13 protein-coding genes are annotated in these 16,281 nt (G+C 70.7%); 10 read left to right on the top strand and 3 right to left on the bottom strand.

All coding sequences use genetic code 11. The features are described from left to right. Window positions 1-14 precede the first annotated feature (14 nt). The 3 genes from ACWD4G_RS22155 to ACWD4G_RS22145 all read right to left on the bottom strand — a co-directional run bounded on the left by ACWD4G_RS22155 (window position 15) and on the right by ACWD4G_RS22145 (window position 2,990). Window positions 15-689 (bottom strand): histidine phosphatase family protein, encoded by a 675-nt coding sequence (locus ACWD4G_RS22155; RefSeq protein ID WP_451295952.1) that lies wholly within the window; start codon window positions 687-689, stop codon window positions 15-17. Beyond that, window positions 686-2,005, bottom strand: a complete 1,320-nt coding sequence (hemL, locus tag ACWD4G_RS22150; RefSeq protein ID WP_451295950.1) for a glutamate-1-semialdehyde 2,1-aminomutase — start codon at window positions 2,003-2,005, stop codon at window positions 686-688. Before hemL ends, ACWD4G_RS22155 begins: the two co-directional genes overlap by 4 nt. 790 nt (window positions 2,006-2,795) lie before the next feature. Next, entirely contained in the window at window positions 2,796-2,990 is a 195-nt protein-coding gene (locus tag ACWD4G_RS22145) for a hypothetical protein (protein ID WP_451295948.1), read from the bottom strand. A 703-nt stretch (window positions 2,991-3,693) separates the two neighbouring features. Here ACWD4G_RS22145 and ACWD4G_RS22140 point away from each other — a divergent pair. From ACWD4G_RS22140 to ACWD4G_RS22095, 10 genes are all read left to right on the top strand, one after another. Beyond that, window positions 3,694-4,305 carry a hypothetical protein gene (locus ACWD4G_RS22140; RefSeq protein ID WP_451296231.1) on the top strand — a complete coding sequence of 204 codons (612 nt, stop codon included), beginning with the start codon at window positions 3,694-3,696 and terminating at the stop codon, window positions 4,303-4,305. Between the two features lie 140 nt (window positions 4,306-4,445). Continuing rightward, window positions 4,446-9,569: an HD domain-containing protein gene (locus ACWD4G_RS22135; protein WP_451295946.1), complete on the top strand. Its 5,124-nt coding sequence runs from the start codon at window positions 4,446-4,448 to the stop codon at window positions 9,567-9,569. Next, window positions 9,562-9,879 (top strand): hypothetical protein, encoded by a 318-nt coding sequence (locus tag ACWD4G_RS22130; protein WP_451295944.1) that lies wholly within the window; start codon window positions 9,562-9,564, stop codon window positions 9,877-9,879. The genes ACWD4G_RS22135 and ACWD4G_RS22130 overlap by 8 nt, the downstream gene beginning before the upstream one ends. Next, window positions 9,879-10,613 carry a hypothetical protein gene (locus tag ACWD4G_RS22125; protein ID WP_451295942.1) on the top strand — a complete coding sequence of 245 codons (735 nt, stop codon included), beginning with the start codon at window positions 9,879-9,881 and terminating at the stop codon, window positions 10,611-10,613. Before ACWD4G_RS22130 ends, ACWD4G_RS22125 begins: the two co-directional genes overlap by 1 nt. A gap of 610 nt (window positions 10,614-11,223) precedes the next feature. Then, window positions 11,224-12,981 carry an asparagine synthase-related protein gene (locus ACWD4G_RS22120; RefSeq protein WP_451295940.1) on the top strand — a complete coding sequence of 586 codons (1,758 nt, stop codon included), beginning with the start codon at window positions 11,224-11,226 and terminating at the stop codon, window positions 12,979-12,981. Then, window positions 12,978-13,313: a lasso peptide biosynthesis PqqD family chaperone gene (locus ACWD4G_RS22115; protein ID WP_451295938.1), complete on the top strand. Its 336-nt coding sequence runs from the start codon at window positions 12,978-12,980 to the stop codon at window positions 13,311-13,313. The genes ACWD4G_RS22120 and ACWD4G_RS22115 overlap by 4 nt, the downstream gene beginning before the upstream one ends. Then, window positions 13,310-13,474, top strand: coding sequence for a hypothetical protein (locus ACWD4G_RS22110; protein ID WP_451295936.1), 165 nt, complete (start codon window positions 13,310-13,312; stop codon window positions 13,472-13,474). The genes ACWD4G_RS22115 and ACWD4G_RS22110 overlap by 4 nt, the downstream gene beginning before the upstream one ends. Window positions 13,475-13,572: 98 nt before the next feature. Beyond that, window positions 13,573-13,761, top strand: coding sequence for a lasso peptide biosynthesis B2 protein (locus tag ACWD4G_RS22105; RefSeq protein ID WP_451295934.1), 189 nt, complete (start codon window positions 13,573-13,575; stop codon window positions 13,759-13,761). A gap of 307 nt (window positions 13,762-14,068) precedes the next feature. Beyond that, window positions 14,069-15,079 carry a hypothetical protein gene (locus ACWD4G_RS22100; RefSeq protein WP_451295932.1) on the top strand — a complete coding sequence of 337 codons (1,011 nt, stop codon included), beginning with the start codon at window positions 14,069-14,071 and terminating at the stop codon, window positions 15,077-15,079. Beyond that, window positions 15,076-16,263, top strand: coding sequence for a S8 family peptidase (locus ACWD4G_RS22095; protein WP_451295930.1), 1,188 nt, complete (start codon window positions 15,076-15,078; stop codon window positions 16,261-16,263). The genes ACWD4G_RS22100 and ACWD4G_RS22095 overlap by 4 nt, the downstream gene beginning before the upstream one ends. Window positions 16,264-16,281: the final 18 nt, after the last annotated feature.

Here is a 16,281-nt window from a genome sequence, read left to right as displayed (position 1 = left end):
CTCCGGTTCAAGCCTCAGGCGCCGAATGCCTTGTCCTTCCCCTTAACAGGCTTGGCGCCAGCCAGCAGATGCGGCGGTACGAGATCCCGCGCGGGCTCGGTGTAGCCCACGGACACGATCTTGTCGCCCTGGTACGTGAACGTCGTCAGCGAGGCGAGCGTGCACTGCCGCCGCCGGGGGTCGTGCCAGAGCCGCCGCTTCTCGACGTACGACCGCACGATCCAGATCGGCAGCTGATGGCTGACGAGCACGGCCTCGTGCCCCCGCGCCGCGTCCTTCGCGGCGTCGAGCGCCCCCAGCATCCGGACGACCTGGTCGACATACGGCTCGCCCCACGACGGCCGGAAGGGGTTGACCAGGTGCTTCCAGTTCTCGGGCCGTTTCAGCGCGCCGTCGCCGACGCCGAAGGTCTTGCCCTGGAAGACGTTGTCGGCCTCGATGAGCCGCGCGTCGGTCGCGAGGTCCAGGCCGTGCGCCTTGGCGATGGGCGTCGCCGTCTCCTGCGCCCGCTCCAGCGGGGAGGCGCAGACGTGCGTCACATCGCGGACGGCGAGGTGCTCGGCGACCCGGTCGGCCATGCGCCGCCCGAGGTCGGAGAGGTGATAGCCGGCGAGCCGCCCGTAGAGGATTCCCTCCGGGTTGGCGACCTCGCCGTGCCGCATCAGATGGACGACCGTGATGTCACTCATGCCGCTGTGGCCTCCGCCGCTGCCCGTGCCGCCGCCGGAAGGGCGTCGGCGATCCGCTGTACCGCCTGCTCGTCGTGTGCCGTCGACACGAACCAGGACTCGAAGGACGACGGCGGCAAGTACACGCCCTGCGAGAGCATCGAGTGGAAGAAGGCGTTGAAGCGGTACGACTCCTGCGCCTTGGCGTCCTCGTAGTTCCGCACGGGCCGGTCCGTGAAGAACACCGAGAACATGTTGGAGGCCGACTGCACGGTGTGCGCGACGCCCTCCTTGCCGAGCGCCTCGCTGACGAGCCCCTGGATACGCACCGACACGTCGGTGAGCGTGCTGTAGGCGGCCTCGTCCAGCAGCCGCAGCTGCGCGAGCCCGGCGGCGGTGGCGACGGGGTTCCCGGAGAGGGTCCCGGCCTGGTACACCGGCCCGGCGGGCGCGAGATGAGCCATCACATCGGCGCGGCCACCGAAGGCGGCGGCGGGGAAGCCACCTCCCATGACCTTCCCGAAGGTCATCAGGTCCGGGACGACACCGTCGACGCCGAACCACCCGGCGCGGCTGGTCCGGAACCCGGTCATGACCTCGTCGGAGATATAGAGCGCGCCGTTCTCGGCACACGCGTCCTTCAGCCCCTGGTTGAAACCGGGCAGCGGCGGTACGACGCCCATGTTGCCCGGGGACGCCTCGGTGATGACGCAGGCGATCTCACCGGGGTGGGCGGCGAAGGCGGCGCGTACGGCGTCGAGGTCGTTGTAGGGGACGACGATGGTGTCGCCGGCCTGGGCGCCGGTGACACCCGGGGTGTCGGGGAGCGCGAAGGTCGCCACCCCGGACCCGGCGGCGGCGAGCAGCGAGTCGACGTGGCCGTGGTAGCACCCGGCGAACTTGATCACCTTGGCGCGGCCGGTGAAGCCGCGGGCGAGCCGGATCGCCGACATGGTGGCCTCGGTCCCGCTGGAGACGAGCCGTACCTGGTCGAGGGGGGCGATCCGGTCGACCATCTCCTCGGCGAGCGCGACCTCGCCCTCGCCGGGCGTACCGAAGGAGGTGCCGCGCGAGACGGCCTCCTGGACGGCGGCGATGACCTCGGGACGGGAGTGCCCGAGGATCATGGGCCCCCACGAACACACAAGATCTACATACTCACGGCCATCGGCGTCGGTGAGGTAGGGACCGTTACCGGACACCATGAACCGGGGCGTACCGCCCACGGCGCGGAAGGCGCGCACGGGAGAGTTCACGCCGCCGGGCGTGACGGCCGCCGCGCGCTCGAAAAGAGTCTGCGAAACTGGGGCTTCGTACGGATAGCTCACACAGGCCATGGTGTCAGAGGCTCCGAAGATCCTGCCGACTGGTGTTTCAACGCACGTTTCGGCGGACGGTCGCGGGGGAGGTCACTGACACGATGATCGGGTTGCGCGGCGGGGACCCTCGCGGCCCAGAAATGCGTTCGGGTGGAGATATGCATCGCGGTGGCGGACTGGGCGAGGGGACCGGTGACCTCGGTCCTCGTCGTGCCCGGCGGGGCAGGCACCGGCGCGAGGCGGAGGACACGGCGGAGACATCGCGGCAATCGCGGCAATCACCGCAGGAGCGCGCCGACTCCGGTACGACCGGGGGGATCGGCGGTTCCGAGGGGCTCGGCGGTCCCGGGGGCCCAGGGGTTCACGGGGAGCCGGGAGGTTCGGGCGGTCCCGGGGGGCCGGGGGCGCAGGGTGTTGGTCGCCGGGGTGTGCCGGTGACCGGTCCTGGGGCCAGTGGGTCCGGGGCTACTGGGCCTGGGGCGAGTGGGTCCGGGGCGAGTGGGTCCGGTGACGGCGAGTCCGGGCAGAGCGGTTCGACGGGGGCTTCGCGGGGGCTGGGTCCGCTGGGGTCTCTGGGATCGACACTCGGGGCTTCCTTCGAGGCGCTGAGGGCGCGGGCGAAGGCGGCACAGTCGGGACAGGCACAGTCGGGGCAAGGGCAGTCGGGGCAAGCGCAGTCGGGCCGGTCCGAGCAGACGCCGGAGCAGCGGTCCGGCCAAGCGGAACAGCCGGGGCGGTCGGGTCGGCCGAGCCGCGCTGCGGAGCAGTCGGGGCAGTCGGGGCGGCCGGGCCAGAGGGGTCAGGCGGGTCAGGCGGGGTCGGGTCGGGCGGGGGCTCGGGACCATTCGGGACGGACGGGGTCGCCGGGGGCAGCGGGGTCGCCCTTGCCGTCCGGCTCATCCTTGCCGTCCGGTTCATCCTCGCCGTCCGAGTCGCCCTCGCCGTCCGGGTCGTCCGGGTCGTCCGTTCCGTCGGGCCCCGGCGGTCCTCGACGTGGCTTCAACGGGCCGGAGAACTGGTCGGACCCCGATCCGTCACCGGCGCCCCGGACGTCAGCGGGGTCGCCCCCGCCGGCGCCCCGGACCGCACCCGGGCCGCACCCCCCTGTGCCCCGGACGTCGCCAGGGTCACAACCCCCGTACGTCCCGCAGGGACATGAGGACGTGTACGGTCCGCAGGGTGCACACGGCACATACGACACCCAGAACATCCCCCCTGCGCAGAACCTCCGGGACGACTCCTCCGACACCCCCCTCGGCGACGCACCCGGCCCCGGCCGGCACGCCTCGCGTGACCAGCAGCCGGAGGAGGGGCGGCGTTTCTCCCGCCGCCGGCGCGGTACGCGGAGCGAGGCGCCGGACCCGGACCGCTCCCTGCCCGGCGTGGACCGGCTCGCCCCCGGCGGCGACCGAGTCGTACCCGGCAGTGACCAGATCGCGCCCGGTACGGACCGGATCGCGCCCGGCGTCGAGCAGCCGTCGGACGGTCCCGATCGCCAGGAGAACGGCGATGTCGGTACGGGTACCGGCCCCCTGTCGGGCGGCTCGGCCGGTGACGCCGGTCGAATCACCGGCGGCGGTACTGAGCGGATCGGGCGGCGGAGCCGTATGGACGGTATGGACCGTATGGATCACGCCGATCATGTGGATCGTGTCAATCGTGCCGAAGGTGCCGGTCGCGCCGAACGTGCTGATCGTGTGGGCGGGATGGATCAGACGGACCGGTCGGGCCTGGCGGACCGGGCGGACGGAGCGGGCCGGACGGACCGTTCCGACCGCGTGGGTCGCGGAGGCCGCGCGGAGCGCCGACGCCGCGCGGACCGTCTCGAACAGGTCGTCAACCGGCTGCATACGGCTGCCGAGAGCAGGAATGGTGGTCGAGTGGGGGTGACGTACAAATACTTCGGCGCGCCCGACGGCGCGACCGCGGCCCGGGTGCCGATCTCGATGCGCCCCGAGGAACTCGGCGGTGACGAGCTCGGGATGAACGGCATGTTCACCAAGATCAAGCCGGAGACGATGGCCGCGATGGTGCTGACCGGCATCGAAGGCGTCCCCCTCCACAAGGTGCCCCCGCTGGAACTGGTGGTCCTCCACCCCGACTACGCGGTGGTCAGGCTCCCCATGACGGTGGTGGACCCGCTGCGGGGCATCGGCGAGGAGGCGGTGGGCGCCGCGGCCTTCATCTGGTCCACGGTCCCCGACCGGGGCGGCCCCCGGGACGCCTTCAACGTCTACCAACTCCTCCACGAGTGGCAGGACTTCAGCCACCGGTTGCATGAGGCGGGGCACCAGCCGTACTGCCTGGTCTGGCCCTAGGGCCTGTATGCAGACCCGCCCCAGCCGGCGGGAGGCCCGCCCCAGCCGTGATATGGCATGCGCACAGGGGGAGTCGCGCCCCCTGTCTGCCATAATCCCCCTCTGCCGACGGACCGGGAGAACTTGGGGGAACCGCCGCGATGGGCGTGTTACGGGCGCTTCTGATCGCCGTACCGGTGCAGGGTCTGGAGTTCGTCCGCGAGGACACGAAGCAGATCAAGAAGGCGCTGCTCCAGTCCGGTTGGGCCGCGTCGGACGTGACGGTGCTGGACACCCTGGAACGCACGACGCGGGACGACATCTACGCCGCCTTCAAGGCATTCTTCGAACAGTGCGAGGACGACGATTTCGCCCTCGTCCACTTCTCCGGGCACGGCGTGCGCATCGGTGACCGAGAGTTTCTGAAACCGGCCAACGCGAACCGTGACGCGGAGGAAATGAGCCTCATCGAGGTCGTGCCCGATGTGCTGTTCAGGCACCTCGTCTCACAGGCCACCGTGATGATGTGCCTCGACGCGTGCCGTGACGACGCGGAGGGGGAGTTCAAGCCCCCAGCGACCTTCCCGGCGTCCTCACGCTCACGCGAGAACGTCTTCGTCGTCCACGCCTGCGCTGCGGGAGAGCAGGCCTACGGCACGGAGTCCGGCAGCTTCATGAGCCGGGCGCTCGCGGACGCCCTCAGCCCCCATTCGCCTCCGAAGAACGTCAGAGAGGTCATCACCTACGTACGAAGGCGCACCAATCAGATCGCCAAGGACAACGGCGCCTCCCGCCACCACCGTGTGGAGGACCGTTGGCTCGGCGGCGCTGACGTGGCAAGTGCCCCCGCCCGGCACGCCGAGCGGGAGATCTGCGAGAACGGGCCGGGCACCGAGGACTGGGGCAGGGTCGTCCACGACTCGGGTCTGTGGGACAGGGTCACCGAACCCGGTGTGGACAAGGGGAAGTTGAAGGACCTCCTCAGTCCTCTGATCACCAAGGTCCTCGCCATCCGGCAGAACGCCGAGCTGCCGACGAAGGCCGGCCCCGATCCTTGGGACGATGTCCAGTTCCCCCAGCGCGTACTGCAACGCCTCGACCGGCTGATCCCGCCCGCGCCCGAGGGCGGCCGGTTGAGTCCCCTTGAAGCCGTCGCGCTGCTGGCGACTCCGTTCGTCCGGGAGGCGGCCGTGGCGTGCGGTCGCCGGGCGCTCGCGGAGTGCGCGGCGCAGGAGCCCGGTGAGAACGACAAGGCGGCCCGGAAACCTTCCGCGGGCCGGGAAGCCGGCATCAGACAACTCCTCCGACAGGACTTGGCAGACGTCCGCAAGGCATACGACCAGATCGACACCAAGCGTCGAAGACTCCTGGCCGACCGGTCCGACTCCGCGGCGACTGCGGTCGAAAGCTGGCTCCAACACCGTCTGCTGGCCGACTGGGACCAGCTGTGGGTCACGGCCGACGGCTCGGGGGCGGCAACCATCGGTGCCCTCGACAGCTTGCGGGAGGTCATGGAAATCCTCCTGAAGGCCGCCGAGTTCGCCGCCGGGCTGGGATCGAGGCCACCGGCCAGGAGCCATGACAATCTGCGCTCGGCCCTGCTCCAACTGGTCTCACAGATGCGTACGCCTCCGGCTGTCAACGCACCGAACGGCAAGGAGTGGCAGCGGGAGCTCGCCACGCAACTGGGCCTGGACCGCAGAAAGCGGTGGCGTCCCCGTGAACTGGCGGGACTGCTGCACATCGCCGAACTCCTGGCCGTCGATCCCCGCTCGCTGGACGGCATCGTCGTGGACCATCTCGGCGAACGGCACCTCAGGGTAAGTCCGGAGGACGTCGTCGCACAGATCCGCGGAAGCGAGTTCCACCCCGTGGACCACGCGCCCTCGCCCGCACCGGGCCAGCGCGTCGACTGGACCCTGCAGTCCGACTGCGACAGCGCCCCCTTGCACGTCGCGTTGGAACGCCAGGCCGAAGCCGCCGCGACCGCCGCCCGCAACCTGTACAAGGCCATACCGAACGAGGATCTGCTCGACGCCCTTCCGAAGCACGTCAACACAGATGCCCTGCTGGCCGACACGAACCGCGGCTACGAGGCACCGCCCCCGCGCTTCCAGCTCGCCGAGGACGGCGTCAAGCCCCTCATCATGGGCACCCAGCTCTACGGCGACCGCATGCTGGCCGTACGCGAGCTGTACCAGAACGCCCTCGACGCGTGCCGCCGCCGCTGGGCCCGTCAGAAGTACGCCCAGCAGACGGCCCGCAGCGGCAGCGGCGCCCAGCGCGTCAAGGAACTGGCCGAGTACAGGGTCGAGTTCAAGCTCGGACGGGATTCGGACGACCAGCGGATCTACATCGAATGCGTCGACCACGGCATCGGTATGACCGAGGAGGAACTGCGCGACCTCTTCGCCCGCGCCGGCCGCCGCTACGAACAGTCCCCCACCCGCGTACGGGAACTGCGCCGCTGGCGCCGCGAGGACATCGACCCCGAGCTGAACAGCCGTTTCGGCATCGGTGTGTTCAGCTACTTCATGCTCGCCGAGCGGATCACCGTCATCACCCGCCCCGCCAGCGAGACCGGACGGGCCGCCGACGGCCCCGCCCACCGCGTCGACGTCGTCGCGGACTCCGGCCTGATGCACATCACGAAGGACGAGCGCACGGACGCGGGCACCACGATCCGGCTGTATCTGCGCCCCGAGGACTGCGCGAATCCCCCGTCCCTGATCAAGTTCCTCCAGGAGCAGGTCTGGCACACCCCTGTTCAGCTGCGGGTCAGGGAGTGCCTGGACCCGGACAACCCTCGTGAGGAGCCCTGGACACCGAACGTGCTGAAGGCGGACGTCACCCTCGCCGTACCGCAGGCGGAGACGCCGGACGGTCCCTGGTGGGTGCGAGGTGAGGGCGCGCGCCTGGTGGACGGGATCTTCGTGGGCGAGGACGAGCGTCCCCACGGGTATGTCATCAACCTGCGGCGCCGACACGCGCCCAGACTCAGCGCCAACCGTAATCGGCTGCAGGAGTTCGACAGTGAGCTGGCGTATCGAGAACTGGCGGCCGCCACCGGCGACGTGTTGACGCGCTGGGAGCCGGTTCCGCTCTCATGGCTCTGGGAACTGCTCATCGACGATGTTCGTTTGGGCGAATCCGTCCTTGAACGCCTGTTGGCCGCCGAGATCACGGTGTCCGTGACCGACTGGCACAACACCCGCGTGAGGTCGCCTGTGAGGCTTCCCCTGAAGGCCATCGGTTGTCTTCTTTATGACAACCCAAGTACGGCGAACGCGACCGGTGAGAGGTCCGCTGGTCCCGGACACCAGTACTTTCGTTCGTGGCGGGCGCAACTCGTAAGGACCGAAATCAGACGATCAGAGGGAGCGCAAAAGACCATAGGACGACCCCAGGGGTTCCCGAAGCCCTCCGCCCTTGACGCGCTGCTGTTCCGGGAGCATTCCGGTCTGGTCTGGCCTCTGACCGCAGCGCTCCAAGCGTCCTGGAGTGGTGAGCACAGCCTGCGAACGACGTTTCGCGGGCTTCGGCGGTACGCGGTCGTTGGCATCATCTTGCCCGGAGTGGACGATGTGCGAGCCCTCGACGCCATGATGGCCGACCCTTTGCTCGTCGACCTGTACAACTCATACACCCCCTTCAAGAAGGACGCGTCTGCCCCGGCAGATGTCGAACCCTCCGTTCACTTTCCCCTTCTTCAGGCCGCTCGTCGCTACAACAGATCACTCGGAGAGATCGCCGATCTTGTCCGTCGGCTCCGGGCTTTCGAACCTCGCATCCCAGAGCCTCCGCATCTGGGCGAACTCGCGGGTCGCATCCCCGACCAGCACGACCTGGCCGTTCTGGTCGGCGACGACGGACTGAATCTCCCCGCCGCTGTGACCCCGGCCGTCGCCGCCTATGTGGCGACGCGTGAGGGCGTCCGCTTCGATGACGTTCTGGACATCGTGCGCCGCTATGAACGGTTCGGATTCCACATCACCGACCATGTCGGCACCAGCCACGCATCGGACGCTCCGCTTCCGGACCTCGACGATCCTTTCCGTGAGCCGAGCCTCCTCGACAAGCCCTTCAGCCTGTTCAGACTGGTCCGACTCTCCGCCGAGCGCGGCGATGCCGATGTCGGTGAAACCGCCGAGTACGTCCGTGGATTCGCCGAACGACTGGGCATGGGCGAGATCTCGCCCGGACCCCTCGCAGCGGTCAGGGCTCCAGCGTGGTGGGCCGACCTCCCGTTGAACCAGGAACGGGACCATCAGCCTTTCAACACCTGGACGGTCCTGCACGTCCTGGCCGACATGCCTCGGGGCGAGCCACCAGAGGACATCGTCCGGTCTGTCGAAAACCTCGCCACCGCGGGCTTGGTGGACCCGGCCGCCTGCGACGCGGTCCGCACGTGGCTCGAAACACCACAGGAGCGACGGCCGTATCTCCTCATGCGGGACGGGCGGAAGGCCGAGTTCCGGTGGTGGTCGTTCAACGGTAGGCACCATGAGAGGCCGGACCACGTCGACATCCCGTATCTCCTGGAACTCGCGGCCGAACGACACGACACCCTTGCCGATGCGGCCGAAGAGATGCGCGCGCAGGCCGAGCCCTATGGCATCGAGGTCGTCGAAGTCCCAGCGGAGTCGTGCCGACTACGACCGGACAATTCGCTGATAGACGCGCTGATCGACGAAGGTCCGCGATGGAAGACCGAGATCACCTACAGCGACATCGTCCCGTTCGCCCATGGCTTCGGCCTCGGCCTGGCCGACGCGATCGCGGAACTGCGCAAGTACGAGCCCCTCGGCGCACCCCGGCTGCCCTCCGCGCTACCCGCCCCCAGCGGACAGTGGGACAAGCCGGACCGGAAGACAGCCCTCGCCCTCGAAAACCTGCTGCAGTACGAACCCTTGCTCCAAGGGACCGTAACCCCCCTCACCCTGACCGTGACCGCCGTTCGCATGGACCTCGGCCTGCGTTCGACGTTCGCGGCGCTCGCCTCGTACACGGACTGCGGGATCGCCATCGAGTGTCCCGAGCCCGAGGACGACGACCCCGCTCCCGACTGGCGGGACGTCATCATCCTCACCCCGTCGCTCACCGGCGCGGAGCCCGCGCTGTCGGGTGAAGTGACGGAGGACCACATCCAGTTGGCGTCGGAGGAGACCGATCTGTCGGTCGACGAGGTGCGGGAACGACTCGTCCACTACGCGCCGCTGTTCGGATTCCGACTGCCGACACCGAGGGACGCCCAGGTCCCGGAGGAGGGGAGCGCTCATGCCTGAACACGCGGATGTCCCGTACAAGAGCCAGAAGGTGGGGGCGCCGCAGGACCTCGCCTCCCATGTGGACGCGGCCGGTTTTCTCGTGTTCACGGGGACCTGCCCCGTCTGCCACGGCCGGAACGAGTACCCCCTGTTCGACGTCAACCCCGGCACGGTTCCCAAGGGGTGGCCATGGGCGAAGAAGGCCGAGGCGGACGAGGAACGGCACATGGAGTGCGACTGCCCGTTCACGCATCCGGAGAACGTCGACGAGTACGCCGGCTGCGGCGCGTGGTGGCCCGTACCGCTTCCGTCCGAGGAGACCACCTGATGACCGCCACGCCCGCCGCACCAGGCACGCCCGCCACGCCCGGCTCGTCCGGCGCATCCGCCACGCCCGGTACGCCCAAGCGCCGTTCGGCGCGTTCGCTGCGGTTCGAGGCGCAGGAACGGCTGTACGTCATGTTGCAGTCGCAGTTGGAGAGCGACCGTCATCAGGCGGAGGGATGGCGCAACTTCCTGGCCACGGCCACCGCGCTCCTCGCGGCGGTGCTGGTGCTCAAGGGCCGCGAGAACGTGGCCGAGCTGACCACCGGTTACCGGACGGGCGTCGTTGTGGCCATCGCGGTCGGGCTGCTGGCGCTGCTGACGTCCGCCTTCGCGGCGGCCTCCGCCGCCCACGGCAGGCCCGGCCGCAAGCTGAAGCACGCCGATGGTGCCCAGCTGCTGAAGTGGGAGGCGGCGGAGAGCGATCGCATCGGGAGGCTGATCAATCGCGCGCGATGGCTGGCCGTGGCGGGGGTACTGGCGACGGCCGCCGGCGTGATGGTCACCTGGGTGGCACCTGCCGCCGAGAAGGAGCCCGCCGCCTCGGTCACCGTGCACACCCGGGACGGTGTCGTATGCGGGACGCTGGTCGAACTCGACGGCGAGGGAGTCACCTTGCAGGTGAAGTCCGGCGGTGCCGCCGCCAAGGACTCCCAGGACAAGGCCGCCAAGGACACTCTGCGCAGATTGGCCTGGGGGTCCCAGGCCGTGAGCGCGAGCCCCACGCCCGGCTGCTGAGACGATCCACGCGGAACAACGGTCCACGCGGAACAAGGACCACGCGGAACAGAGGCCCACGCCTGACCGCACGCACACCTTTTCTCCACCGGACAGTGGTTTCGGCCATTGTCGGATTACCGGGAGAAGAATCGCCGATGCACGCCGATTCACCGGCACGGAGGGTTTGAACGGGCCGGGCTGGACGGCGGTCGCCCCGAGGTCCCATCATCGCCCGCGCGAGCGCCGGCCGACCGCCCTCCGCCGCCCGGATGAACCGAACCCCAAACTCGAATATCCACTCGACCTTCGAGTTCCCGGAACGGTTTTCACTACGGCGGAAACCGCCCCTTGTACGCCGTACTTCCGACATCGCAACCTGTATCCGGAATTTTCCTCGCCCCGGAAGGAGAAATGCCTTTCAGTACCGGGATCGCTTCGGCATCGAGTCGACATGGAGTCGACATCGAGAAGAAGCCATCAGGGTCGGAAACGCGTAGCGGAGAACAAGGGGGTCGTCAGCGTGATGCCGGAGAGTTCGGCGGCGGGAATTGGTTGGTTCGCGGTGCTTCCGGACTGTGAGGCGGCGCGGGGGGCCGCCACGGTTCTGGGGGCGGAGGCGACGCGGATCGTGGAGCACGCGTCGGGGCGGCCGTGGCTGGTGGGGCGGTGGGCGGACGGCGAGGTCGTGGTCGCCACGGTCGGCGGGGCGAGGGTGGCGGCCGTGGGCCCGACCGCGCCGGCCGAGGCCCGTCTCGCCGCCTTCGTCCGGGAGGGGGACGCGCTCGGCTCGCTGGACCGGATCGGCCTCGGCCCGACCGGCAGCTGCCATCTGCTGGCCTCGGAGGGCGGCCGACTGCGTTCACAGGGCACGGCGTCGGGGCTGCGACGGCTGTTCTCGGCCCGGCTGGCCGGGGTCGTCGTCGCCTGCGACCGCTCGGACGTGCTGGCCGCCGCCCTCGACGCGGGCATCGACGAACGCCTCGTCGCCCTCCGGCTGATGGACCCGCTGATCCCGCACCCTCTCGCCGAACGCCCCCTGTGGCGGGGCGTCTCGGCGGTCCGGGCCGGTACGGCGCTGCTCACCGACCACTCGGGCAACACCCGCACCCGCCGCTGGTGGCAGCCCCCCGAGCCCGAACTCCCCCTCGACGAGGGCGCCGAACGCCTGGCCGGAGCCCTGGCCGACGCCGTCGCCGTACGCACCGCCGGGGGCGGCCTGATCAGCTCCGACCTCTCCGGCGGCCTGGACTCCACCTCCCTCGGCTTCCTCGCCGCCCAGGGCTCCGCCCGGCTGCTGGCCCTCACCCTCACCGGCGCCGACCCCGCCCACGACGACCTCGCCCGGGCCCGGCGCGCGGCGGCCCGGCTGCCGGGCGGCGCGACGCACCTCACCCTCGCCACGGACGACCTCCCGCCCCACTACACCGGGGTCCTACGGGCCGGTGAGGACGTCGACGAACCGGCCCTCGGCTGCCGGGTCCACGCCGCGTTCGCCGAGACCGCGCGCCGCCTGGCGAACCACGGCTCCCGGCTCCACATCTCCGGCGAGGGCGCCGACCAGATCATGACCGCCCGCCCGCCGTACCTCCACACCACCGTCCGCACCCACCCCCGTACCGCCCTCACCCACCTCCGCGCCACGGTCTCCGCCCAACGCTGGCGCCTGCTCCCGACCTTGAAAGCCCTGGCCGACAACCGCGCGTACGGCCGCTGGCTCGCCGACTCCGCCCGCGACCTCTCCCCCGTACTCGCCCTCGACGGCTCCCCCGCCCTCGGCTGGCAACCCTCGCGCCCCCAACTCCCGCCCTGGGCGAGCCCGGACGCGGCCGCCGCCGTACGCGAACTCCTCTGGCAGACCGCCATCGAGGCCGAACCGCTCGCCGCCACCCGGGGCCAGCACGAGGTCCTGTGGTCGATCCACAACGGCACCCGGCTCGCCCGCCGGCTCACCCGCGTCACCAGCCGGGCCGGACTGCCCACGCACCACCCGTACTACGACGACCGCGTCATCGAGGCCGCCCTGTCCGTACGGCTGCACGAGCGCACCACGCCCTTCGCCCACCAACCGCTCCTGGCGCAGGCGATGCGGCAGACGGTGCCCGCCGAACTGCTGGGCGGCCGCTCCACCAAGGGCGAGTACAGCGCCGAGACGCGGACCGGGCTGCGGCTGCGCCGCGCCGAACTCGCCGAACTCCTCGACCAGCCGCTGCTCGCCACCCTCGGCCTGGTCGACGCCGACGCGCTGCGCCACGCTTGCCTCGGCGTGTTCCCGCCCCGGCTCTCCCCCGTGACCCTGGAGGCCACCTTGGTCACCGAGACCTGGCTACGCGCCCACACCGGCCCGACCACCTCCACGACGACCCTGGGAAGCGAGGCGGCGGCATGAGCGACGCCGGTACGAACGGTGAGGGCAGGCGCGGCGGTGAGGTGGCTCGCGGCGTCGCAAAACGAACGCTCGTTTCGGGTGCGCGGCTGCGGCGCCACGTATCCGCCTCCGACGTGGAGGACGGCATGGTCCTCCTCGACGAACGCAGAGGCCGCTGCTTCAAGCTGAACCGCAGCGGAGCCCTGATCCTGCGCGCGCTGCTCGACGGACTCTCGCCGGCCGATGCGGCACGGTCGCTCGCACAGCGGTACGAGGTCTCCGAGGAGCGGGCCATGGCCGATGTCGCCGTACTGACCGCAGAGTTGACGGGCAAGGGGCTGGTGGTCGTATGAGCGTCCCGTCCGGCTTCCACGAACGCCCGCGGCTGCCTCTGCACCGCCGGCCGCTGCCGCTGCTGGCGGTGGGCGCCGCGCATCTCATCGGCCGGCTGTCCCCGTCGCGCATCCGGCAGATCCTGACGGCCTGTGCGCGGGGAGCCCGCCCGGCGACCTAGGGCCTGTCGTTTGGATCACGCCGGCTTCGGGCTGCGGCGCGTTGATACTGCCGGTGAGCGGGGCGATGGGGGTACCTCCCGCGCGAGCGAAGCCGAGCGTGGGGGAGATCGCGACCACCCTCCTCTGCCGCGCCCGAGGCACCTGGCCGACCTGGCGCACAGGAACGCGCACGATCCCGGTGATCGCCCACGCCTGGGTAGAAGCGGAGGGCCGCCCCGTGGACGGCCTCCCGCTCACACCGGGCATTCCCCCGCTGATCACCATTCCGCCCCGCAAGCAGGGGTAGGTCTCAGGTCTACGGGCGTTGGCAGCCGACCAACGGGGCTGCCCCGAGTGGTGGGGCCTGACCCCGCCCGGTCCTCCTCGAACACGCCCTGGTGGTCGTCCCGTCAGGGTCCCGTGCAGCGGTCGTATCACCCACCGAACACGAGATGACAACCGGTCACGGTGGCTTTATATGATCGGCGTTCGCATGTGCGGGGGCATGTGGCGATGGGACGGCACGGTGCTCAGTGCTGCCTTGCGGTCCCCTCTGCCTCCGTACGTCGCGCCCGCGAATCGGACACCGTCGACGAACGAGGGAGACAGGGGCCATGTCCCATCCCCACCACCAGCCGCACCAGGGCCCCTGGCCACCGGGCCAGGGCCCCTACCCGGCACCACCGGGACAGGGACAGTTCCCCGCCCAGCAGTACCCGGCCGCCCCCGCCTCGCCGAACGCCGCCCCACCGAACGCGGCCCAGCAGTACCCGTCGGCCCAGCAGTACCCCGCCCACCCCCCGTACGGCGGTCCCCCCGCCCCTCCCCACCTCGCGCCCCCGCACGCCCCGGCCCCCATGCGCCCGGCCCCTCCCCGGAGCAAGGGCACCGGCTTCGGCTGTCTCGCCGGAGTGCTCGGCGTCTTCGGCGCCCTCGCCCTGGCAGGCGGCGGTTTCCTCGTCAACCACGCCTACTCGAACCACAGCCAGGTCATCCCGAACCGCACGGCGTACGGCCCGACGATGTGGCGGAACGAGCCGGTGGACGAGTTGTTCCCCGACGTACTGGCGCCGACCAAGAGCCCGACATCCGACGAGGCCGACCCGGAGCGGGCGACCTGGCACCGGCTCGGCATATCCGAGGACACCGACTGCGCGGCCGGTCTGAACAAGGTCACCGCCGCCGCCGTGAAGGACCTCGACTGCGAGGCGGTCCTGCGGGCGACGTACGTGGACCCGACCGGCAACACCCTGGGCACGGTCGCCCTGGCCGTACTGCCGGGGGGCCAGCGGCGGATGACCGAGTTCCTGGAGAAGGACGCCGACAAACTCGACCCCGAGGTCGGCGCGAAGCCGTACGCCGTCCCCGACACCCTGGCCGCCAAGTGGAACGGCGCCCGCAGCAACGGCGGCGCCGGCCTCGTCATCGGCGACGCCACCCTCCCGTACGTCCTCATCGCCTCGACGGGCTCGGTGGACGGCCGCAAGGCGGGCCGGCTCCCCGGCGAGTGGGGCAGCCACAGCTGGTCGGCGGGCGACGACCGCGCCCCCTGGCGAGGCGCCGCGAAGTCCCTCTGCGACGACCTGAACGCCCACCTGTCCCAACTCCTGTCGGAGACCGCATGACCGTGACCGGCCCCACCCGCTCCTCCCTCACCCGCTCCTCCCTCGGTCTCGCCCTCTCCTCCCTCCTCCTCGCGCTCTCCCCCCTCTCCCCCTTCGGCCCCTCCGGAACGGCGCTCGCGGCGCCCCGCATCGCCGAGTCCGTGCCGCGGAGTTGGGAGTACGGGGCGCTGAACCTGGCCGGGGCGCAGCAGAAGGCGCGCGGCGAGGGGGTGACCGTCGCGGTGCTGGACTCCGGTGTGGTGGCCAGTCATCCGGCGCTCGCGGGCAGGGTGACCACGGGCCCCGACTATGTCGACGACGGTCTGAAGTCGGGCGATCCGAAGTGGGGCGACCACGGTACGGCGATGGCGTCGGACGTCCTCAAGGTGGCGCCGGAGGCGAAGATCCTCTCGATCCGGGTCACCAACGGCGACGAGGAGTCCTTCTACCGGGGCACCAGTGTGATCGCCCGTGGCATCGACTACGCGATCGAGCACGGCGCCGACGTCATCTCCATGTCGATCGGCGGGGAACTCCTCGGCGACACCTACGACGAGGAGGAGGCCGACGCGCTGGGCCGCGCCGCGCAGGCCGGCATCCCGGTGCTGGCGTCGGCGGGCAACAACGGCGACGGTTTCAACGAGGCGCAGTACCCGGCGGGTTACCCGGGGGTGATCGCGGTGGCGGCGCTGCAGCCGGGTGGCACGAGGGCGCCCTTCTCGACGGTGCGGACGTACAACTCGGTGGCCGCGCCCGGGGTGTCCGTGATGAGCGCCAGGAACACCGGCGGTTACGCGCCTGTCGACGGCACGTCCCCCGCGACGGCCCTCACCTCCGGTGTGGTCGCCCTGATGAAGTCGAGGAACAAGGATCTGACCCCGGCCCAGGTGCGTTCCATCCTCACCTCCACGGCCCAGCACGCGTCCACGGGCCCCAGCCCTCTCGACGGCTACGGTCTGATCGACGCGAACGCGGCGGTCCAGGCCTCCGCGAAGCCTCCCGCCGATCGCACGGCCCCGGTCGCCTACAAGGGCGAGGAACATCCGTTCACCCCGGACGGCACCCCCAAGACCAAGCACCCGGAGCTGGAGACGGAGCTGGTCACGATCGGTGGCGTCGCGGCGGGCATCGGCCTCGCCCTGCTCATCGGCGCCGTCTTCCTGGCCCGGGCCGCCTACCGCCGTGCCTCCCGGGCCGCCGCCTGAACGATCACCGGGGGTCGT

It is taken from the genome of Streptomyces sp. NPDC002643, from assembly GCF_053592555.1.
Note: the sequence above shows the minus strand (reverse complement) of the source record. Positions and strands in the feature narration are given on the sequence as shown.